At 43.2% G+C, this 22,607-nt stretch carries 25 protein-coding genes; 24 read left to right on the forward strand and 1 reads right to left on the reverse strand.

The features are described from left to right. Window positions 1-7: 7 nt before the first annotated feature. From ACVC7Q_RS01445 to ACVC7Q_RS01485, 9 genes are all read left to right on the forward strand, one after another. Window positions 8-313, forward strand: coding sequence for a PTS sugar transporter subunit IIB (locus ACVC7Q_RS01445; protein WP_003002828.1), 306 nt, complete (start codon window positions 8-10; stop codon window positions 311-313). 98 nt (window positions 314-411) lie between these two features. Continuing rightward, the gene (locus tag ACVC7Q_RS01450) at window positions 412-1,887 is read left to right on the forward strand and encodes a PTS galactitol transporter subunit IIC (RefSeq protein ID WP_049498245.1); all 1,476 of its coding nucleotides are present in this window, start codon (window positions 412-414) and stop codon (window positions 1,885-1,887) included. Window positions 1,888-2,089: 202 nt separating this feature from the next. Beyond that, window positions 2,090-2,515 (forward strand): galactose-6-phosphate isomerase subunit LacA, encoded by a 426-nt coding sequence (gene lacA / locus ACVC7Q_RS01455; protein ID WP_003002639.1) that lies wholly within the window; start codon window positions 2,090-2,092, stop codon window positions 2,513-2,515. A gap of 16 nt (window positions 2,516-2,531) precedes the next feature. Further along, complete coding sequence (lacB, locus tag ACVC7Q_RS01460) at window positions 2,532-3,047, forward strand: galactose-6-phosphate isomerase subunit LacB (RefSeq protein ID WP_003002763.1); 516 nt, start codon at window positions 2,532-2,534, stop codon at window positions 3,045-3,047. Between the two features lie 10 nt (window positions 3,048-3,057). Further along, complete coding sequence (locus tag ACVC7Q_RS01465) at window positions 3,058-3,987, forward strand: tagatose-6-phosphate kinase (protein WP_447264552.1); 930 nt, start codon at window positions 3,058-3,060, stop codon at window positions 3,985-3,987. Window position 3,988: 1 nt separating this feature from the next. Then, a complete protein-coding gene (lacD, locus tag ACVC7Q_RS01470; RefSeq protein WP_447264553.1) occupies window positions 3,989-4,969 on the forward strand; it encodes a tagatose-bisphosphate aldolase in 981 nt (326 codons plus the stop codon). Between the two features lie 160 nt (window positions 4,970-5,129). Further along, window positions 5,130-6,032 (forward strand): LysR family transcriptional regulator, encoded by a 903-nt coding sequence (locus tag ACVC7Q_RS01475; protein ID WP_003001728.1) that lies wholly within the window; start codon window positions 5,130-5,132, stop codon window positions 6,030-6,032. 3 nt (window positions 6,033-6,035) lie between these two features. Continuing rightward, a complete protein-coding gene (gene lspA, locus ACVC7Q_RS01480; protein WP_003001852.1) occupies window positions 6,036-6,497 on the forward strand; it encodes a signal peptidase II in 462 nt (153 codons plus the stop codon). Further along, complete coding sequence (locus tag ACVC7Q_RS01485) at window positions 6,487-7,377, forward strand: RluA family pseudouridine synthase (RefSeq protein WP_447264554.1); 891 nt, start codon at window positions 6,487-6,489, stop codon at window positions 7,375-7,377. The genes lspA and ACVC7Q_RS01485 overlap by 11 nt, the downstream gene beginning before the upstream one ends. A gap of 330 nt (window positions 7,378-7,707) precedes the next feature. On the opposite strand, the gene ACVC7Q_RS01490 is transcribed toward ACVC7Q_RS01485, so the two are convergent. Beyond that, window positions 7,708-9,231 (reverse strand): ATP-binding cassette domain-containing protein, encoded by a 1,524-nt coding sequence (locus tag ACVC7Q_RS01490; protein WP_447264555.1) that lies wholly within the window; start codon window positions 9,229-9,231, stop codon window positions 7,708-7,710. A gap of 317 nt (window positions 9,232-9,548) precedes the next feature. Here ACVC7Q_RS01490 and hemW point away from each other — a divergent pair, with 317 nt between their 5' ends. From hemW to ACVC7Q_RS01565, 15 genes are all read left to right on the forward strand, one after another. After that, window positions 9,549-10,679: a radical SAM family heme chaperone HemW gene (hemW, locus tag ACVC7Q_RS01495; RefSeq protein WP_447264556.1), complete on the forward strand. Its 1,131-nt coding sequence runs from the start codon at window positions 9,549-9,551 to the stop codon at window positions 10,677-10,679. A 3-nt stretch (window positions 10,680-10,682) separates the two neighbouring features. Continuing rightward, on the forward strand, window positions 10,683-11,438 hold the full coding sequence (locus tag ACVC7Q_RS01500) for an acyl-ACP thioesterase domain-containing protein (RefSeq protein ID WP_447264557.1): 756 nt from the start codon (window positions 10,683-10,685) through the stop codon (window positions 11,436-11,438). Beyond that, window positions 11,428-12,114, forward strand: coding sequence for a hypothetical protein (locus tag ACVC7Q_RS01505; protein ID WP_447264558.1), 687 nt, complete (start codon window positions 11,428-11,430; stop codon window positions 12,112-12,114). Before ACVC7Q_RS01500 ends, ACVC7Q_RS01505 begins: the two co-directional genes overlap by 11 nt. Then, on the forward strand, window positions 12,115-12,885 hold the full coding sequence (locus tag ACVC7Q_RS01510; protein WP_447264559.1) for a TIGR01457 family HAD-type hydrolase: 771 nt from the start codon (window positions 12,115-12,117) through the stop codon (window positions 12,883-12,885). Beyond that, window positions 12,878-13,498, forward strand: coding sequence for a TIGR01906 family membrane protein (locus tag ACVC7Q_RS01515; RefSeq protein ID WP_447264560.1), 621 nt, complete (start codon window positions 12,878-12,880; stop codon window positions 13,496-13,498). The genes ACVC7Q_RS01510 and ACVC7Q_RS01515 overlap by 8 nt, the downstream gene beginning before the upstream one ends. Then, entirely contained in the window at window positions 13,495-14,478 is a 984-nt protein-coding gene (locus ACVC7Q_RS01520) for a CPBP family intramembrane glutamic endopeptidase (protein WP_447264561.1), read from the forward strand. Before ACVC7Q_RS01515 ends, ACVC7Q_RS01520 begins: the two co-directional genes overlap by 4 nt. A gap of 85 nt (window positions 14,479-14,563) precedes the next feature. Continuing rightward, window positions 14,564-14,971, forward strand: coding sequence for a hypothetical protein (locus ACVC7Q_RS01525; RefSeq protein WP_447264562.1), 408 nt, complete (start codon window positions 14,564-14,566; stop codon window positions 14,969-14,971). 117 nt (window positions 14,972-15,088) lie between these two features. Next, a complete protein-coding gene (gene uvrC, locus ACVC7Q_RS01530) occupies window positions 15,089-16,924 on the forward strand; it encodes an excinuclease ABC subunit UvrC (protein WP_447264563.1) in 1,836 nt (611 codons plus the stop codon). 10 nt (window positions 16,925-16,934) lie between these two features. Beyond that, window positions 16,935-17,777 (forward strand): metallophosphoesterase family protein, encoded by an 843-nt coding sequence (locus tag ACVC7Q_RS01535; protein WP_447264564.1) that lies wholly within the window; start codon window positions 16,935-16,937, stop codon window positions 17,775-17,777. Window positions 17,778-17,926: 149 nt separating this feature from the next. Then, window positions 17,927-18,532: a nitroreductase family protein gene (locus tag ACVC7Q_RS01540; protein WP_447264565.1), complete on the forward strand. Its 606-nt coding sequence runs from the start codon at window positions 17,927-17,929 to the stop codon at window positions 18,530-18,532. Between the two features lie 34 nt (window positions 18,533-18,566). After that, a complete protein-coding gene (pepV, locus tag ACVC7Q_RS01545) occupies window positions 18,567-19,973 on the forward strand; it encodes a dipeptidase PepV (protein ID WP_447264566.1) in 1,407 nt (468 codons plus the stop codon). Between the two features lie 52 nt (window positions 19,974-20,025). After that, a complete protein-coding gene (locus ACVC7Q_RS01550) occupies window positions 20,026-20,610 on the forward strand; it encodes a uracil-DNA glycosylase family protein (protein WP_447264567.1) in 585 nt (194 codons plus the stop codon). 12 nt (window positions 20,611-20,622) lie between these two features. Next, complete coding sequence (locus ACVC7Q_RS01555) at window positions 20,623-21,114, forward strand: prolyl-tRNA synthetase associated domain-containing protein (RefSeq protein ID WP_447264568.1); 492 nt, start codon at window positions 20,623-20,625, stop codon at window positions 21,112-21,114. A gap of 20 nt (window positions 21,115-21,134) precedes the next feature. Beyond that, complete coding sequence (locus tag ACVC7Q_RS01560; RefSeq protein ID WP_447264569.1) at window positions 21,135-21,419, forward strand: rhodanese-like domain-containing protein; 285 nt, start codon at window positions 21,135-21,137, stop codon at window positions 21,417-21,419. A gap of 165 nt (window positions 21,420-21,584) precedes the next feature. Then, complete coding sequence (locus tag ACVC7Q_RS01565) at window positions 21,585-22,607, forward strand: DUF6574 domain-containing protein (protein WP_447264570.1); 1,023 nt, start codon at window positions 21,585-21,587, stop codon at window positions 22,605-22,607.

Here is a 22,607-nt window from a genome sequence, read left to right on the forward strand (position 1 = left end):
CATCCAAATGATTAAAATTTTAGCTGCCTGTGGTGCAGGCGTTAACTCTAGCCACCAAATTAAGAATGCGTTGGAAGAAGAGTTGTCAAACCGTGGTTATGATGTGCGTTGTGACGCTGTCATGGTCAAAGACGTCAATGAAGATTTGATTTCTGGTTATGATATCTTTACTCCAATTGCTGCGACTGATTTGGGATTCGATCCTGGTATTCCAGTGGTAGAAGCAGGACCAATCTTGTTCCGTATTCCAGCGATGAGTGCGCCAGTCTTTGATAACATCGAAGCTGCCATTAAAGAACATGGATTAAGTTAATATTTTTTTAAACGTGATTGTAAGCGTTATCTAATTTTAAAATTGGGAACACTTTATGCTGTAAATTACAAAAAATTCATAAATCGGGAGGATTTATTATGAATGGCATTATTGATTTTGCCAATAAATTTTTCAAACCCATCCTAGACATGGGTGCTCCGATCATCATGTTGATCGTCTTGACTTTATTGGCTCTCTTATTTGGAGTGAAATTCTCTAAAGCACTTGAAGGTGGTATTAAACTTGCCATCGCCCTTACTGGTATCGGTGCTATCATCGGTATGTTGAATGGAGCTTTCTCAGCATCTCTTGCAAAATTCGTTGAGAATACTGGTATTCAATTGAATATCACAGACGTTGGTTGGGCGCCTCTTGCGACCATTACTTGGGGATCTGCCTGGACACTTTACTTCTTATTGATTATGTTGATCGTCAACGTTATCATGCTTGCGATCAAGAAGACTGATACACTTGACGTCGACATCTTTGATATCTGGCACTTGTCTATCACTGGTCTTTTGATCAAATGGTATGCGGACAACAACGGTGTCAGCCAAGGAGTTTCACTTTTCGTTGCCACTCTTGCCGTTGTCCTTGTAGGGGTTATGAAAATCATCAACTCAGACTTGATGAAACCAACATTTGATGATTTGTTGAATGCACCAAGTTCATCACCTATGACATCTACTCACATGAACTACATGATGAACCCAATCATCATGGTCTTGGATAAAATCTTTGACAAATTCTTCCCGGGTCTTGATAAATACGACTTCGATGCTGCTAAATTGAACAAGAAGATCGGTTTCTGGGGATCTAAATTCTTTATCGGTTTCCTTCTTGGTATCGTCATCGGTATCATGGGTACTCCACATCCAGTTGCTGGTGTGCAAGATGCTGACAAATGGGAATTGGTTATTAAAGGTTGGTTGAGCCTTGGTTTGACTGCCGGTGTCTGCTTGGAATTGTTCTCATTGATCGGTTCTTGGTTCATCGCAGCGGTAGAACCATTGTCACAAGGTATTACAAACGTTGCTACTAAACGTCTTCAAGGACGTAAATTCAACATCGGTTTGGACTGGCCATTTATCGCTGGTCGTGCTGAAATCTGGGCTTGTGCCAACGTACTTGCACCAATCATGTTGATCGAAGCAGTGCTTCTTTCTAAAGTCGGAAATGGTATCTTGCCACTTGCTGGTATCATCGCTATGGGTGTAACTCCAGCCTTGTTGGTTGTAACACGCGGTAAATTGATCCGTATGATCATCTTTGGAAGCCTTCTCTTGCCACTCTTCCTTCTTTCAGGTACATTGATTGCACCATTTGCAACTCAATTGGCTAAGAGTGTTGATGCCTTCCCTAAAGGGGTAGCTTCTACTCAATTGATCACTCACTCAACTCTTGAAGGACCAGTTGAAAAATTGCTCGGTTGGACAATCGGTAACGCAACAACTGGTGATATCAAAGCGATCCTTGGTGTAGTTGTCTTCTTGGCATTCTATATCGGAATCTTCGCTTGGTACAGAAAACAAATGATCAAACGTAACGAAGAATACGCAGCAAATGCAAAATAATCGTTTCATGTAGTTTGAAAACTGACACCATATCTTTTCTAGATATGGTGTTTTTAATTTAAAAAAATGTTCGAAAATAAACAATAAAATGTTGACTTTCGTTCAAAATAGGTGTAATATAATATCAAAAGTAAGAAATTGTTTCTTTGTGAAAAAATAGCAACAGGAATATTTGCTGAAACAAACAAAAGGAGGACAGGACATGTCTATTGTAATTGGTGCAGATGCTGCAGGATTAAGATTAAAAGATCTCGTGAAAGAGTTTCTTGTAAAAGAAAACTTCGATGTTGTAGATGTAACCGCTGAAGGTCAAGATTTTGTAGATGTGACACTTGCAGTTGCGAGCGAAGTGAACAAAAACGATCAAAATCTTGGAATCGTGATTGATGCTTATGGAGCTGGTCCATTTATGGTTGCGACTAAAATCAAGGGAATGGTGGCAGCAGAAGTTTCAGATGAACGTTCTGCTTATATGACACGTGGCCACAACAATTCTCGAATAATTACCATGGGTGCTGAAATTGTTGGGGATGAATTGGCCAAGAACATTGCCAAAGGATTCGTCAATGGTAAATACGACGGTGGCCGTCACCAAATCCGTGTTGATATGTTGAATAAGATGTGCTAATGAGAGGAGAATTCAAATGAGAATTGCAATTGGTTGTGATCACATTGTGACAAATGAAAAAATGGCTGTTTCTGATTTTTTGAAATCAAAAGGATACGAAGTGCTCGACTTTGGAACTTATGACCATACACGTACCCACTATCCAATCTTTGGTAAGAAAGTCGGTGAAGCCGTAGCAAGTGGCCAAGCAGATCTTGGTGTTTGTATCTGTGGTACGGGTGTTGGGATTAACAATGCTGTTAACAAAGTACCTGGTATCCGTTCTGCCTTGGTACGCGATATGACAACTGCTCTCTATGCAAAAGAAGAATTGAACGCAAATGTCATCGGATTTGGTGGTAAAATTACTGGTGAATTGCTCATGTGCGATATCATTGAAGCATTCATCCATGCTGAATACAAACCAACTGAAGAAAATAAAAAATTGATCGCTAAGATCCAACATGTGGAAACCCATAATGCTCATCAAGCGGATGCTGATTTCTTTACAGAATTCCTTGAAAAATGGGACCGTGGTGAATACCACGACTAAGAGGTGACGTATGATATTAACGGTCACGATGAACCCTTCGATTGATATTTCTTATCCTTTGGATGTACTCCAGTTGGATACAGTCAATCGTGTGGCTGAGGTGAGTAAGACAGCTGGTGGGAAAGGTCTCAATGTTACCCGTGTACTTTCTGAGATAAAGGATCCAGTGGCAGCGACTGGTCTACTTGGTGGTCGAACGGGGCAATTCATTCTCGATCATTTAGGAGAAGGGATAGAGGAACGTTTCTTTGAAATTGCTGGAGATACACGTAATTGTATCGCCATCCTTCACGAAGGCAAGCAAACAGAAATCTTAGAAAAAGGTCCAACCATTTCTGAGAAAGAAGGGCAAGACTTTCTCGACCATTATCGTCACTTGGTTGAACAAGTAGAAGTTGTTGCCATCTCTGGAAGTCTTCCTGCTGGTTTACCAGTGGACTACTATGCTAGCCTTGTCAAGATTGCAAGCGAAGCTGGGAAACCAGTCGTACTCGATTGCTCGGGAGCTTCTTTAGAAGCTGCCATTCAAGCAGCTGTCAAGCCTACGGTCATTAAACCAAACAATGAAGAATTATCTCAGTTGTTAGGAAAAAAAGTGAGTAAGAATGTGGAAGACTTAAAAGAAGTTCTTCAGGATTCTCTCTTTGATGGCATCGAATGGGTGGTTGTCTCCCTTGGTGCAAATGGCGCTTTCGCTAAGCGCGGGGATGTCTTCTATAAGGTAGATATTCCTAAGATTGATGTCGTTAATCCAGTCGGATCTGGTGATTCGACTGTTGCAGGGATTGCATCTGGTCTCTATCATCATGAGAGTGACGCAGACTTGCTCAAGAAAGCAAATGTTCTTGGAATGTTAAATGCGCAAGAAGCACAAACAGGACATGTCAACATGGGGCACTATGATGCCTTGTATCAACAATTAATAGTAAAAGAGGTATAAAATGGTATTAACAGAACAAAAACGCAACTATTTGGAACGTCTTAGTACAAAAGACGGTGTCATTTCAGCTTTGGCCTTCGACCAACGTGGGGCTTTGAAACGCTTGATGGCCAAATACCAAGACACTGAGCCAACTGTAGCACAAATGGAAGAATTGAAAGTCCTTGTAGCAGATGAATTGACCAAATATGCTTCCTCTATGTTGTTGGACCCAGAATATGGTTTGCCAGCTACGAAAGCCTTGGACAAAGATGCAGGACTCTTGCTCGCATACGAAAAGACAGGGTACGATACGTCTAGCACCAAACGCTTGCCTGACTGCTTGAACCTTTGGTCAGCAAAACGCATCAAAGAACAAGGTGCAGATGCTGTGAAATTCTTGCTCTACTATGATGTAGACAGTGCAGATGAACTCAACCAAGAAAAACAAGCTTATATCGAACGCATCGGTTCTGAATGCGCTGCAGAAGACATTCCATTCTTCCTTGAAATCTTGGCTTATGATGAAGGAATTGCAGATGCAACCTCTGCTGAATATGCGAAAGTGAAACCTCGTAAGGTGATTGAGGCTATGAAAGTCTTCTCAGATCCTCGTTTCAATATCGATGTCTTGAAAGTGGAAGTCCCAGTTAATGTGAACTTCGTGGAAGGATTTGGAGAAGGAGAAGTTGTCTATAGTCGTGAAGAAGCAGCTGCTTTCTTCAAAGAACAAGAAGAAGCAACCAACCTTCCATACATCTACCTCAGTGCAGGTATATCTGCAAAACTCTTCCAAGAAACTCTTGTCTTTGCCCACGAATCAGGTGCAAACTTCAATGGTGTTCTTTGTGGACGTGCGACTTGGGCAGGTTCAGTAGAAGCCTACATCAAAGATGGAGAAGCAGCTGCTCGTGAATGGCTTCGTACAGAAGGGCGTCAAAATATTGAAGAATTGAACGCAGTCTTGGCTAAAGTAGCAACACCTTGGACAGAACGCGTATAAGATTCAAATGATGATTGCCTCCTAAAGCAACATTCAAAAAACTGGGAGAAGGTCTTCCAGTTTTTTTTATTTTCACTTGATGAAGGTCTCTTAACCCCATCTCTTCTTTCAGCCCCTAATTTATGGTATAATAGATCGATACTGTAATAAGGAAAATAGAATGAATATACAACAATTACGATATGTAGTGGCGATTGCCAATAGTGGTACTTTTCGTGAGGCTGCTGAAAAAATGTATGTGAGTCAGCCGAGCTTGTCCATCTCCGTCAGAGATCTGGAAAAAGAATTGGGCTTTAAGATTTTTCGTCGGACCAGTTCTGGGACTTTTTTGACCCGTCGGGGAATGGAATTTTATGAAAAAGCGCAGGATGTGGTCAAAGGGTTTGATATTTTTCAAAATCAATATGCCAGTCCTGAAGAAGAGAAGAAAGAATTCTCTATCTCTAGTCAACACTATGACTTCTTGCCGCCTTTGATGACGGAATTCTCGATCCGCTATCCGGAAAATAAAAACTTCCGCATCTTTGAGTCAACGACGGTCCAAATTTTGGATGAAGTGGCTCAAGGGCATAGTGAGTTGGGGATTATTTATCTAAACCGTCAAAATACCAAGGGGATTATGCAACGGGTCGATAAATTAGGGCTTGAAGTGGTGGATTTAATTCCTTTTCAGACTCATATTTACCTTCGCAAGGGACACCCTCTGGCTAAGAAGAAAAAACTGGTCATGGAAGATCTAGCTCAGTTGCCAACTGTTCGCTTTACCCAAGAAAAAGATGAGTACCTCTATTATTCAGAGAACTTTGTCGATACCAGTTCAAGCTCCCAAATGTTCAATGTAACCGACCGGGCTACCTTGAATGGGATCTTGGAGCGGACAGATGCTTATGCGACAGGATCAGGCTTTTTAGATAGCCAGTCAGTGAATGGCATTACCGTGATTCCTTTAGAAGACAACTTGGACAATAAAATGGTCTATGTCAAACGCGAAGAGATGGATCTCTCCCCTGTAGCAGAGAAGTTTGTCGAGGTCATGGTAGAGTATTTTGATCAAAAGAGGTAAGAAATGAAGAGAAAAACAATGGTTCCGGTAGCAATCGTGCTATTGGTCCTACTGGATCAGTTGGTCAAATGGTATGTAGTCAAGAACATTCCACTGGGTGTCGTTAAGTCTTTTATTCCCCATGTGGTCAGCCTGACCTATCTTCAAAACACAGGTGCAGCTTTTTCGCTTCTTGAAAATCAGCAATGGTTCTTTACCCTCATTACTCTAGTCGTGATGGTGGGGGCCTTTTACTATCTTTATAAGCACCTCAAGGGGTCGCTTTGGATGGTGACGGGCTTGACCTTGGTGATTGCAGGTGGCTTGGGGAATTTTATCGATCGCCTGCGTCAGGGCTTTGTGGTCGATATGTTCCACCTGGATTTTATGAATTTTGCCATTTTTAATGTAGCAGATAGTTATTTGACAGTTGGAGTTTTCTTGCTCCTGATCCTGATGTTGAAAGAGGAAACGCATGGAAATTAAAATCGAAGTAGCCGGTGCGCGACTGGATAAGGCTTTGGCGGATTTAACTCCCTTGTCACGAGCTGTAGCCAATGAGCAGATCAAAGAAGGAAAAGTTCTGGTCAATGAAACTGTGAAAAAAGCTAAGTATACGGTCAAAGAAGGAGACATCATCCAGTATGAAGTCCCAGAAGTGGAAGAGGTCAGCTATGAAGCAGAAGATCTGCCCTTAGACATCGTCTATGAGGACCGGGATGTCGTCGTCGTCAATAAACCCCAAGGCATGGTTGTTCACCCGAGTGCCGGCCACACCAGTGGAACCTTGGTCAATGCCCTTTTATACCATGTCAAGGACCTTTCAGGGATCAATGGAGAATTGCGTCCAGGAATCGTCCACCGGATTGACAAAGACACGTCAGGCCTCTTGATGGTCGCAAAAAATGACCAAGCCCACGTCGCCTTAGCAGAGGAACTAAAAGACAAAAAATCTCTCCGGAAGTATTGGGCCATTGTCCATGGAAATCTTCCTAACGATCGGGGCATGATCGAAGCACCAATTGGTCGCAGTGAAAAGGACCGTAAAAAACAAGCAGTGACGGCTAAAGGAAAACCTGCAGTGACCCGTTTTCAAGTCTTGGAACGCTTTGGAAATTACACCTTAGTAGAGTTGCAACTGGAGACCGGTCGCACCCACCAAATTCGGGTGCACATGGCCTATATTGGCCATCCAGTAGCTGGAGACCCTGCTTATGGTCCTAAGAAGACACTCAAAGGACAAGGTCAGTTTCTTCATGCGCGGACACTCGGCTTTACCCACCCTCGCACAGGAGAGACTTTGGAATTTACGGCAGAAGTGCCAGCGATCTTTGAGAAAACGCTGGAAGACCTTCGAAAAGGATAATGAAAAATGAGAGTGGGACAGAAATCGGTAATTCGTTAGAATTCGATTTCGTCGTCCCACCTCCGCACAGTTGAGTAGGGCTGTAAAAGCTGATGAAGTCAGCGTAGTAGAGCCCACTCAACCACTGCGTATTGCTCGACAATGCAAAGACAATTGAGAGGCTAGGACTTTTGTCCCAGCCTCACTCGGGATTTTTGAAACCTTAGGTTCAAAACTAAGTCATGGAACTTCTATGAAGTTCGCTGACGTCCGTTCTCGCCTAAGGAAAGTTTCTAAGAGGACTTTATTTTAAATGTAAAAGATTGGTTTTTTGGCCAATCTTTTTTTACGTTAGAGCGACTCTATCTCTACGAAACCATGTTCAGTCAGACGATAGATTTTTTGGCAGACTTCTTTGAGGAAGGTCCGGTCGTGAGAGACCGTAACCAGTCCACCTGGGTAGTCTGCGAATAGGCGACGAATTTCTGGTTGGGAAGTGGGGGAAAAATTACGAGTAGGCTCGTCCAAGAGCAGAAACTGGGGACTTGTGAGTACTAATTGAAGGAGGAAGAGTTTTCCTTGCTGGCCACCAGAAAGTTCAGAGATAGGATGATGCATTTCAGAATAAGTAAAGTTGAGGGAGGCTAAATGCAATTGAATAGTGTTGATTTCTTCGCGATCACCTGAGTGCTGTAGAAATTGAACCGGTGTCTGAGTCAGAGGGAGACGTTCAGTGTAATCTTGAGGCATATAGGCAATGCGGATGCTCTCATTCTTCCGTAAGATCTCCCAGATCATTTTTAGGAAAGTGGATTTCCCAACACCGTTGGATCCGATAATCCCTATCTTATCCTGCCCTTGAAGTGTGAGGGAGAGGTTCTTGACTAGGACACGATTCCCAATTGCGAGCTCTTCTTGATCTAAGAGAAGGACACGTTTTTGAGGAGACAAGGGAGTGAGGGAAGGGAAATGCAGATTGATGATTTCCTCATCATAGGGTTGGGAAGTCATGGACTGGAATTCTCGCTCGTAGCGCTTTTCTTGTGAGAGGAGGGACTTCATTTTCTTTGCCAGGAGACGTCCAGCAGTGCTATCTTTGGTATTTCGTAAGGAGGTTTCGACTTGCTGACGGACGCGATGGTGCTTCTCCATTGTTTTTTTGTAGGCTCGTTGATCGTTGGCCGCTTGCTGAGACTGTTGCTTAAATTGTTGTTCCCTCTGGCTACTGTAGTCTTGATAGCCTAGGTGCTCTACGATGGTTTCAGCTTCTTTGCGGTGTTTGATCTGTCTGAGGTGAATGATGGTATCCGCCGTCTGAGTCAAAAAATCCTCATGATGGGAAATAAATATGATGGTTTGGGGACTCGTTTGGATCATCTGCTGGAGCCAGTCCAAGGTCTCTAAATCCAGATCATTTGAAGGTTCATCTAAAAATAGCAATTCATGAGGACAACAAAGTTCGTGAAGCAGTTGGATCTTGAGGGCTTCTCCTCCAGATAGACTTCCGATAGCTTGATCGCTTGCAAAGCGCTCGCTATTAAAATGCAATTGATCAGCCAGTCTGTAGAGGGTGGCATAGTCTAGCTCGTTCTCTCCAAAAAAATATTCTTCCAAGGTTTTTCCCTTCAAAGCTTCCGGTAAAGTTTGGGGAATATAGGCATAGGAGTGAAAGGAAGTGGTGATTTCTCCTTCTATGGTCAGATAATCTGGTAGAGATTTTGGGGACATGAGGACCTGAAGTAAGGAAGATTTTCCATTCCCTTCTTCGCCAATAATAGCAACTTTTTCTCCTTCATGAATAGTCAGGGACAGATCTTGAACCAGATCTCGTAAATCTTTTGTATGTCGGATAGTGAGGTGGGATAGTTTTAGCATAAGATTCCTTTCTACTGGGACAAAAAACAGCTCTACCTATTTAGTAGAGCTGTATTCATGTGGAACCCAAGCAGAAAAAAACTTATTTAGCCAACAAATGGTTGGAGAATAGGCGAGAGGGTACACAAAAAGAGATAGAACAAGCAGTCCACTAAATAAAGTATTTTATTTAACGAAACTTAGTTGTTCATATCTCCTTACCTCCGAATATGATTAAATTTATTCTATTCCTTTTATTCCTTCTTGTCAAGGAATTCCTGGCTTCTTATTCCCTTTTCTTTAAGGACTCGGGGGGATTTTATGGTATAATTAAAGGTATGCATACAAAACCAACGTCCGCTTATGTCCACATCCCATTTTGTACCCAGATTTGTTTTTATTGTGATTTTTCGAAGGTCTTTATTAAGAACCAACCGGTCGATGCCTATTTAGAGCATTTGATCCAAGAATTTCGTCGGGAAGAAATCACACACTTACGAACTCTCTATATTGGGGGTGGGACACCGACAGCTCTAACTGCGGATCAGCTAGCCTATCTGCTCAAGGAGCTGACCAAGTCGCTTGATCTGTCTCAGATGGAAGAGCTGACGATCGAGGCCAATCCTGGTGATTTGGATCCGGATAAGATTGCGGTCTTGAAGGATTCGCCGGTTAATCGGGTTTCATTGGGCGTGCAGACCTTTGATAATCGCTTACTTAAGAAGATTGGTCGGAGCCATCAAGAGCAGGACATTTATGACAATATCGACCGTCTGAAACTGGCTGGTTTTGACAATATTTCGATTGACCTCATCTATGCCCTTCCGACACAAACCATGGACCAGGTCAAAGAGAATGTCGCTAAGGCTCTTGCCCTTGACATTCCCCACATGAGCCTCTATAGCTTGATTCTTGAGAATCACACAGTCTTTATGAACCGCATGAGACGGGGTAAGCTTCCTCTACCTAAAGAGGAGTTGGAAGCAGAGATGTTTGAATACATTATTCAGGAGTTGGAGCGAGCAGGCTTTGAGCATTACGAAATTTCTAATTTCTCCAAGCCTGGTTTTGAAAGTCGACACAATCTCATGTATTGGGACAATGCTGAGTATTATGGTCTGGGAGCTGGAGCATCCGGCTATGTTAACGGTGTTCGCTACAAGAATCATGGGCCTATCCGTCACTATATGCAGGCTGTTGATAAGGGAAATGCGCGTGTCCAAGAAGAACATCTGACTCAGACAGAAATGATGGAAGAAGAGATGTTTCTAGGACTACGTAAGAAAACAGGCGTTTCCAAGAAGCGTTTTGAAGAAAAGTTTGGTGTGAATTTTGACCAACAATATGGATCAGTGGTTGAGGAATTGACCCAGCAGGGCCTTTTGGTACCTGACAAGGACATTGTACGAATGACCAAGAAAGGTCTCTTTTTAGGAGACACTGTAGCAGAGAAGTTTATTTTGGAGTAGAAAATGGCAAAAACATTTGAATACAGCATGAAAATTCCGTTTGATATGAGCGATGTCAATGGTTATATTAAGATTCCCCAATTGATCTTGCTGTCTTTACAGGTATCGGGCATGCAATCGATTGAGCTGGGTATGAGTGATATGTACATTTTAGAGAACTACAACCTGGTCTGGATTATCACGGATTACAATATGAAGATCGAGCGTCTCCCTGTATTTGATGAAAAGATCACCATCGAAACCTATGCCAAGAGCCATAATCGCCTTTTCTGCTATCGGGCTTTTAATATCAAGGATGAAGCAGGAAATACCATCATTGAGATGGTAGCGACCTTTGTCTTGATGGATCGGGATGCACGCAAGGTTCATCCTGTTATGAGCGAAATCACGGATGCCTTTGACTCTGAATTTTCAAAAATCATACTCCGTGGTCCCCGTTTCAAAGAATTAGAAGGCGGCGTGGAACAAGAATACCGGGTTCGGTTTTACGACTTGGATATGAACGGACATGTCAACAATAGCAAGTACTTGGACTGGGTTTTTGAGGTGATGGGAGCAGACTTCTTGACCCATCATGTCCCTAAAAAAGTTCATCTAAAATATGTCAAAGAAGTGCTAGCAGGAGGTCTCATCACCTCTCAATATGAACAAGAGGGCTTGAAAACTCAGCACCAAATTACTTCAGATGGTCAGATCAATGCCCAAGCTGAAATCGAGTGGGAAGAAGTAGAAGAAAAGGGTTGGACTTATGGAAAGTAGAAGATTAAAAAATAAAAAACAGGAGCTTGAAAGCTATCAAAAACGGGTTGTGGCCTATGCCAAGCGTCAAAAGAACCCTTTGTACATGTTGGGAGATTGGCTCTTGACTCTTTGTGCTTTGGGCATCATCCTGGTAGAGGAAATTTATAAATTTTTCCGCTATCGCTTGAATCTAGATAGTTTTAGTCGCTTTTTAAGAGAAGATGTACGCTGGTATCGGGTCTGGATCCATTTCACCTTGGCCTTTCTTTTACCGGTCATGATCTTCTCGATTGGGATTACTAGCCAATCAGGATCCTTCTGGTCCAATTTCTATCACCGCTTGTCTCAAGGCGTGCTCTTTAGCACAACAGTCAGCCTCGCTGCGACCTTGGTGACGGATTTTGTGGAGAATTTGCAACCAGAAACTAAGTCTGATGGGAAAAATCGGAGCACCAAACGCACGGTTTATCAAATCAGTGTGGATCAGGCAACCGTGATAGGCTTGTTATTGACTATTGTGATCCTCATGGTAGCATCCTTCTTGTTCACCCAATCGGGAAGTCAAGGGATTAATTTTACAGGTTTGGTGTTACAATTTGTCCTCTATGCTGGAGCCTTGCTCTTATATGGTTCTGGTGGACGAGTCGATGCAGAGAAGTTACATGACGAAGCTAACACAGAAAGGGAAGAATAAATGCACTATAAGGGCTATTTGATTGATTTGGATGGCACTATTTACAAAGGAAAATCACGAATTCCTGCAGGAGAAGCTTTTGTTCATGAACTGCAGGCGCGTGAGATTCCCTATCTCTTTGTGACCAACAACACAACCCGCACACCAGAGACTGTTCGGGATATGCTGGCCACTCATTTCAATATTGAAACCCCAGTTTCGACTATCTATACAGCTACCCTTGCGACCATTGACTACATGAATGACCAAAATTTGGGCAAAAAGGTCTATGTGATCGGAGAAGCGGGGCTCAAGGATGCTATTGAAGAAGCTGGCTATATCATCGATGAAGAAGCACCTGATTATGTGGTGATTGGCCTCGATTGGCAAGTGGATTATGAGAAGTTTGCTCTTGCGACCTTGGCCATTCAAAAAGGAGCTCACTTTATCGGGACCAATCCGGACCTGAACATTCCAACAGAGCGTGGCTTGATGCCAGGAGCAGGATCCCTGATTGCCCTTGTCGAAGCAGCAACACGGGTGGAGCCAGTGATCATTGGGAAACCAAAGGCCATCATCATGGATAAGGCTATTGAACACCTGGGTCTTGAAAGAGAAGAAGTCGTTATGGTAGGGGATAATTATCTAACAGATATCCGTGCTGGTATTGACAATGGGATTCCGACCCTTCTGGTGACGACTGGTTTTACCAAACCAGAAGAAGTACCAACCTTACCAGTTGCACCGACAAATGTCGTTTCTAGCCTAGCGGAGTGGGATTTTGATGCTTAAAAGTTTAAAATTAATCAACCAATTTTTCTTTATCTTGTCAGTTACGATCCTTCTCACCATTGGCCTAGCATGGGCCCTCTATCCCATGGAGATTCATTGGTTGGGGATTCAAAGCCGAACTGGTTTTTCGGCTTCAGTCATCATGAAGAATTTTAATGTCTTGATGAACTACTTGACCAATCCTTTTCAATGGGTGTTGAAGATGCCTCAATTCCCCTCTTCCAAAAATGGCTTGCACCATTTTGAGGCTGTCAAGTACCTGTTTCATTTGGTGACGGTCGTTTTCTTGGTTACTCTACCTGGTTTTATCCAGTTTATGCGGACAGTCGTCAGAAAAGGCTACCTGGCCTTGTACCGAAGTCTCTTCTTTTGGATGCTGGTTTTACCAGTAGTGCTTGCAGTGATGACTGTTATAATTGGCTTTGATCAATTCTTTACGCTTTTTCATCAGGTCTTATTTGCTGGGGACAATACTTGGCTCTTTGATCCGCGCGTGGATTCGATTATTCTTGCATTACCAGAAGACTACTTTATGCATGCCTTTTTGATTTTCTTTGTCTTATACGAAGGAGTCTGTGCGAGTTTTTATCTATTTTCTAGGAGGAAGAAATGAACCAATATAACCGATTATTAGACCCTAAAAAAGATATAGGAAGGTATTCTGGGACACTTGCCATTTATCTCTTGGTAATGACCTTAGTAACCGTCCTGTGGGAAGTCCTCTTAGGCTTAACCCTAGCAGGCTCTCTCAGAAAAGATCCAAGTCAAATAACGGAGAAACTAAACACTCTGAATGTTTGGGCTGGTATTCCCTACCTCATCTCTATTTCCATTGGACTCTTTCTTTTTAATGCCTATCGCAAGAAGGCCCTTTATAAATATGATCTTAAGCACAAGGGACGTAAGATGACACTTTCAGTCTTCTTTATTCTTCTCGCCTTTCTTGGCTTTTCTCAAGTCTTTTCATCTGTGATGACACAAGTGATTGAGCGCATGTTTGAGACCATTGGCCTTCATTCTCCAACACCAGATCTAGGAGATACGATTGAGCGATCTTGGACCATGCTCTTGTATGCTGGATTTTTTGGTCCTATCACAGAGGAATTCTTCTTCCGTGGGGCTGGCTTGCGAGGCTTGGAACGGTATGGCAAAATCTTTGCCATTGTCATGACGGCTATCTTGTTCGGCCTCTTCCATGCCAATTTTGACCAGCTCTTTTTCGCGGGTATCATTGGTCTAGGATTCGGCTACATTGCCTTTGAATACAATATCTGGTGGGCGATTTTCTATCACATTTTCAATAATTTTGCCATTTCCCAAGGCTTGCATTATGTAGCCTATCATGTGGATGAGGGACTAGCGAATTGGCTCCAAATCGGTGTTTTAGCCATTGGTTCCATTGTCATGATAGTGGTTCTTGCGACTAAATGGCCAGCTATCAAGGCTTATATTCAGGCCAATAAACCTCAGCCGGGAGTTTTCCAGCGTGCCCTCGCTTCCTTCTGGTTCTGGTTCTTCGTGCTATTCACTATCCTGATGTCTATTGTTCCTTATGTGATTCCGCTCTTCCAGATGGCCAATTTCAAAGGATAAGTATCATTAAAGGGGGATCCTTTTAGATCCCTCTTTTTGCTATAATAGAGAGTAACGTAAATTTAAAATGGAGCAATGTCTACTGATGAAAAATAAATCAAAAAAATGGAAATGGTTTCTGTTGATAATCCCTGCACTTATGATTTTAGGGATTATCAGGATTAACCTTGATGAGATGAAATCAAAAGATGGAATATACTATCTGACGGTAAAAAATGAATCTACTAAAACAGCCTCCCTAGATAAAACATCATGGATAAAAATAGAAGGAGAGCAGATCACCATAAAGGAAGGTAGTTCAGAGCATTCTTACTCATATGATACTGAAAATAATGAATTTGTTAGAGATTCAGAGAAGTATTCTTGTATGATATATGATGGAATTTTAACTCTTTCAGGAGATCAGCCACAAAAGGAATTACCTGAGTATGTTAGTCCGAATAGTAGTTGGTATTCGGGATACGAAAAAGGGCAAGTGAAGATAAAGGATTGAGATTGGATGTCTGATATACCATTTAATAATTATTTTTGACTTGGTGAAGGCGGATATAAAAAAAACAGATATAATACAGAGAGGCCAATGCCTCCCTTTTTTGCTATAATAGAGAGTATGAATAACTTGATTAAATCCAAGCTCGAGCTTCTACCCACGAGTCCGGGCTGTTACATTCACAAAGACAAAAACGGTACCATCATCTATGTGGGGAAGGCCAAGAATCTTCGCAATCGGGTGCGGTCCTATTTTAGAGGGAGCCACGATACTAAGACGGAAGCCCTGGTATCTGAGATTGTGGATTTTGAGTTTATCGTCACTGAGTCCAATATTGAGGCCTTGCTTCTCGAGATCAACCTCATCAAGGAGAACAAGCCCAAGTACAATATCATGCTCAAGGACGACAAGTCCTATCCCTTCATCAAGATTACCAATGAGCGCTATCCGCGTCTCATCATCACGCGCCAGGTCAAAAAGGATGGCGGTCTCTATTTCGGTCCCTATCCAGACGTAGGGGCGGCCAATGAGATTAAGCGGCTCTTGGATCGGATTTTCCCATTCCGTAAGTGTACCAATCCGCCTTCCAAGGTTTGCTTTTACTACCATTTAGGCCAGTGTATGGCCCATACTGTCTGTCACAAGGACGAGGCCTATTTCAAGGGCATGGCCCAGGAGGTTTCTGATTTCCTTAAGGGGCAGGATGACAAGATTATCGATGAGCTCAAGCTCAAGATGACTACCGCTGCGCAAAACATGGAATTTGAGCGGGCTGCAGAGTATCGGGATCTGATCCAGGCTATTGGGACCCTGCGGACCAAACAGCGGGTCATGGCCAAGGATTTGCAGAACCGGGATGTTTTTGGCTACTACGTAGACAAGGGCTGGATGTGTGTGCAAGTCTTCTTTGTCCGTCAGGGCAAACTGATCGAGCGCGATGTCAATCTCTTCCCTTACTACAATGATCCGGACGAGGATTTCTTGACCTATGTGGGACAGTTTTATCAGGAGAAATCTCACCTAATTCCCAATGAGATTTTGATCCCTCAAGATATTGATGAAGAAGCGGTCAAGGCCCTAGTGGATACCAAGGTTCTCAAGCCCCAGCGAGGGGAGAAGAAGCAGTTGGTCAATCTGGCCATCAAGAATGCCCGTGTTAGTCTGGAGCAGAAGTTCAATCTCCTTGAAAAATCCATGGAGAAGACCCAAGGGGCTATTGAAAATCTTGGAAAACTTCTGCAAATTCCGACCCCAGTGCGGATTGAATCTTTTGATAACTCCAACATCATGGGGACCAGTCCGGTTTCAGCTATGGTCGTCTTTGTCAATGGGAAGCCAAGCAAAAAGGACTACCGCAAGTACAAGATCAAAACTGTCATTGGGCCAGATGACTATGCCAGCATGCGGGAAGTCATTCGCAGACGCTATAGCCGGGTTATGCGGGATGGCCTGACGCCACCAGATCTGATCGTTATCGATGGGGGTCAGGGGCAAGTTAATATCGCTAAGCAAGTCATCCAAGAAGAGTTAGGGCTGGATATTCCTATTGCAGGCCTGCAAAAGAATGATAAGCACCAGACTCATGAATTACTCTTCGGTGATCCTCTCCAAGTCATCGAACTCTCTCGCACCTCGCAGGAATTTTTCCTTCTCCAGCGGATCCAGGATGAAGTTCACCGTTTCGCCATCACCTTCCACCGCCAGCTACGGTCCAAGAATTCCTTCTCCTCCCAGTTGGACGGAATCGAAGGCTTGGGACCAAAGCGCAAGCAGTTGCTGATGAAGCACTTCAAGTCACTGACTAAGATCAAAGAAGCCAGTGTGGATGAGATCGTTACAGTCGGCATTCCGCGAGCAGTCGCGGAGGCGGTGCAAGCCAAGCTCCAACAAGGAAAGCAGGAAGAAGCAAGTCCCTTGATGGAAGTGGCGGAAGATTCTGAACCATATCAATCATAAGGAGTTAATAATGAACCATCGAATTGCTATTTTATCTGATATTCACGGAGATACAAGAGCCCTAGAGGCAGTGATTGCGGATGCGCGTGCTCTAGGCACGACGGAATACTGGCTTTTAGGGGACATTTTGCTTCCGGGGCCTGGAAGAGAGGACCTTTTTGACTTGCTGGATGCGATTCCGATTACAGCAGCTGTTCGTGGAAATTGGGACGATTGTGTCCTAGAGGCTTTGGATGGCGAGTACGGGCTTGAGGATCCGCAGGAGATCCAGATGCTCCGTCTCACTCAGTACCTTATGGAAGGGCTAGATCCTAAACGAATTGATTGGCTTCGCTCCCTTCCTCTAGTGGAGAAGAAGGAGGTCAATGGCATTCGATTTTCCCTGACCCACAACTTGCCAGAAAAGAATTATGGTGGAGACTTGCGTCCAGCAAATGCGACAGAGAACTTTGATCAATTGCTGGATGACCAGACAGATATGGCCATCTACGGTCATGTCCACAAGCAGTTGCTCCGCTATGGCAGTCAAGGCCAGCAAATCATCAACCCCGGCACCATTGGTATGCCTTATTTCGACTGGGAACCAATTCAAAACCACAGGGCCCAGTATGCGCTGATCGATGTCGAAGCAGATGGAGTGACCAACCTGCAATTTCGGAAGGTGGCTTACGACTATGAAGCAGAGCTTCAAGATGCCAAGGACAAGGACCTTCCCTATATTGAACTCTACGAAGAATTGAGACGAGAGGATAATTATCCAGGCCATAATAGTGAGTTGCTAGCTAGCTTAAATGAGAAATACAACTATGCCAAGGAAGTAGCTGCCTATTTTGACCTTTCCAATGAATCCTAGATGGATCTCTTGTGTATTCAATCTATCCAAAAAGAGGCGGATCTTCAAAATGTCCGCTTCTTTTTTCACAATCTTGGGCTGTAAAACCCTGCAAGCTCTTTCATTTTGTGTTAAAATAGAGGTAATAGAATTAGAAAAGGAAGTTGACTATGAAATTCCTAGAACTCAACAAAAAACGTCATGCGATCAAGCATTTTACAGATCAGCCGGTCGATCCAAAGGATGTACGGACAGCTATCGAAATTGCGACCTTAGCTCCAAGTGTTCACAATAGCCAACCTTGGAAATTTGTGGTCGTTCGTCAAAAAAATGCAGAATTGGCAAAATTAGCCTATGGTGCAAACTACGATCAAGTCATGGAAGCGCCTGTGACCATCGCCCTCTTTACAGATACCGATTTGCAAAAACGGGCTCGCAAGATTGCGCGTGTCGGTGGGGTTAAGAACTTCACAGATGAGCAGTTGCAATACTTCATGCAAAACCTTCCTGCTGAATTTGCTCGCTATGATGCCCAACAAACAAGTGATTACTTAGCTTTGAATGCCGGTCTTGTGGCTATGAACTTGGTACTTGCTTTGACGGACCAAGGTATTGGAACCAATATTATCTTGGGCTTTGATAAATCAAAAATCAATGAAGTATTGGACATTGAAGAGCGTTTCCGTCCGGAAGTCTTGATTACGGTCGGCTATGCTGCTGAGAAGGTAGAACCTAGCTACCGCTTGCCAGTAGACGAAATCATTGAAAAACGCTAAGTCATTCAGCAAATAGAAGATAGAGGAGGAATGCATGACAACAGTTGACTTTAAAGCAGAAGTAGAAAAACGTCGCGAAGAGATGATGGCTGACCTATACAGCCTTTTGGAAATCAATTCGGAACGTGATGACAGCAAGGCAGATGCAGAGCATCCTTTTGGACCTGGTCCTGTAAAAGCTCTTGAAAAATTCTTGGAAATTGCTAAGCGTGATGGCTATGAGACCAAGAATGTGGACAATTATGCCGGTCACTTTACCTTTGGTGAAGGAGAAGAAGAGCTTGGGATCTTTGCCCATATGGACGTCGTGCCTGCAGGTAGTGGTTGGAAGACAGACCCTTACAAACCAGAGATTATCGATGGCAAGCTCTATGCGCGTGGCTCATCTGATGATAAAGGGCCTACAATGGCTTGCTACTATGGTTTGAAGATCATTAAAGACTTAGGACTTCCAGTTTCTAAGCGCGTGCGTTTTGTAGTAGGAACGGATGAGGAATCAGGTTGGGGGGACATGGACTACTATTTCAAACATGTGGGTCTTCCAGAACCAGATTTTGGCTTCTCTCCAGATGCAGAGTTCCCGATTATCAATGGGGAAAAAGGAAACATTACGGAGTACCTTCATTTTGGAAATGACAACACTGGGAAGGCTAAACTTCATAGCTTTACAGGTGGCCTTCGTGAAAACATGGTGCCAGAGTCAGCGACTGCAGTCGTTTCTGGACAACTTCCAGATCTTGCTGGCCTCTTAGATGCCTTTGCTAAGGAACACCAGCTTCAGTATGAAATCTCAACTGTGGATGAAGAAACCTATACTGTTACAATTATTGGGAAATCAGCTCACGGATCAACTCCTGAAGATGGAATCAATGGTGCAACCTACTTAGCGCTCTTGTTGAACCAATTTGATTTTGGTGGCGCTGCTAAGGCTTACCTTCATGTGACAGCTTCGCTTCTTCACGAAGATTTTGCCGGTGAAAAATTAGGTATTGCTCATACAGATGCCAAAATGGGACCATTGAGCATGAATGCAGGTGTCTTCCATTTTGATGAAAGCCAAGCAGACAATACCATTGCCCTTAATATCCGTTACCCTCAAGGAACAGATCCTGAAACCATCAAAGCCATCCTTGAAAAGATCGAAGGCGTGGCTACAGTGAGCTTGTCAGCCCATGGTCACACACCTCACTATGTTCCGATGGATGATGAATTGGTATCCACTCTCTTGCGTGTTTATGAAAAACAAACTGGTCTCAAAGGACACGAACAAGTGATCGGTGGTGGTACCTTTGGTCGCCTCTTGAAACGTGGTGTTGCCTTTGGAGCTATGTTCCCAGATTATGTCAATACGATGCACCAAGCTAATGAATTCGCAGATGTTGAAGATCTCTATCGTGCAGCAGCTATTTACGCAGAAGCCATCTACGAATTAATCAAATAATCCACTACTCGGCCAGGTTTTCTGGCTGAGTTTTTCCATAGAAGGAGTTCGTATGTCAAGGATTGAAACCATTAAAGAAGCTATTATGACAGACCCTCAAAATAAAGCATATACAGAGAAAGGGATCGAGCCACTCTTTGCAGCACCAAAAACTGCTCGCATCAATATTATCGGGCAAGCTCCAGGGATGAAGACGGAGGAAGCTGGTATTTACTGGAAGGATAAGAGTGGTGACCGCCTGCGCGAATGGTTAGGAGTTGACGAAGACACCTTTTATAATTCTGGTTTGTTTGCAGTTATTCCCATGGACTTTTATTTCCCAGGGCATGGGAAATCTGGTGACCTTCCCCCTCGCAAAGGTTTTGCGGAAAAGTGGCATCCTCAACTTCTCAAGGAGTGTCCGGATATTGAGTTGACCCTCCTGATTGGACAATATGCGCAAGCTTACTACCTTCATGAAAAGGTTAGTGGCAAGGTAACCGAACGGGTTCAGCATTTTAAGAACTATTTGCCAACCTATTTTCCACTAGTTCATCCTTCCCCTCGCAATCAAATCTGGATGGCTAAGAATCCTTGGTTTGAGGCAGAGGTGGTGCCAGAATTGCAAACGTTAGTTCAACAGATCATTCAAAAATAAAGGAGATCGGAGATGGATGCATACCAACAAGTTAAAGACAAATTAGAAGAACTTGGGATCAAATTTGATGTAGTGGAACACCCACCTGCATTCACGACTGATCAGGCCGATTCTTACATTGAAGGCTTAGAAGGTGTGCGGACCAAGTCCATGTTTTTGACCAACAAAAAGAAAACCCAATTCTATCTGCTCATCATGGACGACAAGAAACCATTGGATATGGATGATTTCAAAGAACAAGTGGAAGCTAACCGGATCCGCATGGCTTCAGCAGATTCTTTAGCTGAAAAAATGCAATTACCGCCAGGAACGGTTTCTCCATTTGGTTTATTAAACAATGATGAAAAAGATATTCGAGTCTATTTCGATAAAGACATTGTGTCAGAGGAGATCATGACTTTCCATCCCAATACCAATGAAAAAACCATCTTTATTAAAACCCAAGACTTGTTCCGATTTTTAGAGTCAATTAGCTTTAACTATGAAATTCTAACCCTTCCATAACATACCATATAGGAGAAATCATGAAAGAAATTCCATTTTCAAGCTTTTACCAAGCATATCAAAAAGGAGACTTACACGTTCTTGATGTACGTGAGCAGGAAGAGTATGATGCGCTTCATTTGAAGGGTGTCAGCCTTCTTCCCCTATCTGAGTTAGCAGATCGCTACCAAGAACTAGAGTTGGATCAGCCCTATTATGTCATCTGCAAGTCTGGTCGACGCTCAGCACGCGCTTGCCAATTTTTGGAAGAGCAAGGCTATGATGTGACCAACGTCCAAGGTGGCATGGATGCATTTGAATCCTAAGAAACGACCTCTGAAAAGAGGCGTTTTTCTTTACTAATTTCTAAAAATGTATAGGATTTGTATGTTTTTCAAAAGATATTACAGGGATTTTCCAGTCTTTCATTGAAAATGGTTCAGAAATTTTGTATAATACCCTAGTATGAACAATAGTTAAGGAGATTAAATATGTCAAAACAAGATTGGCTGGATTATTTTGAAGCCGTAAATGGTCGTTCTGCTAGTGCAGAAGAAATTGCTCAAGCACTTGCTGCTGGAGAATTTCAAGAAGAAGTAGTGGTTCCAGAAGCGCCCCAAGCCCCAGAGTTTGTCGCAGCACCAACTGCACCTGTGGAAGAACCAGTCGTAGCGCCCCAAGCTCCAGAGTTTGTTGCAGCGCCAGCAGCACCAGCTGCACCTACAGAAGAACCAGTAGCAGCTCCAGTTCAAGAGCCTCAGCCTGCTCCAACGAATGGTCCTGCTTTCCAACAAGCTCCACAACAAGCTTACCAACAACCTACTCAAGCATCTTATCAACAAGCTCCTTTCCAAGGCCAACCAGGACAAGCTTATCCTGCCCAACCAAGTCAATTTGGTGTTGCCGTTGGTGGTTATTGGAATTGGTTCCTTTCAGCTTTAAAACGTCCAACAGCTGTAGAAAATCCAAAAGCTCTTAACGGAATTTTACAGTATGTCTTGACTGCCTTTGTCTTGACCTTGGGGACCTTCTTCACAGCTAGTGGATTTACAGGTGGTTATGGAATGGATTTCCGTGCCTTTATGTTGACATTGATTTCCCTCTTCTTTAGCATTTACGCTTTCCAAGTAGCTGGATTCTTTGTTCGCCGTGTGGTTCTTCAAGATAAGGAATATAGTTACGGTCGTTCATTTGAAGAATTTGGACGTTTGTCTGTTTACACTTTGCCACTTGCCCTTCTCGCTTTCTTAGTAGGTCTTGTAAAAGTTTATGAATTTTATGGCTTTGTGAACTTCCTTATTTTCTTCTTGTTCTTTGTTGGAACATGCTATGTGGTTCATCAAGGATTGAACAAGACGAGCTTTAAAGCAGACAAATTCTTGCTTCTTGTAGCATCATCTGTTGTCTTGCTTCTCATTGCCATCTTTGTTCTTTATGTAAATGCTCGTATTTTAGAACAAGTAGCTACTGGATTTATTCCAAGTGCTCCAAATTTCTCTAACTTTGGATTCTAA

Source organism: Streptococcus sp. W151 (genome assembly GCF_053010205.1).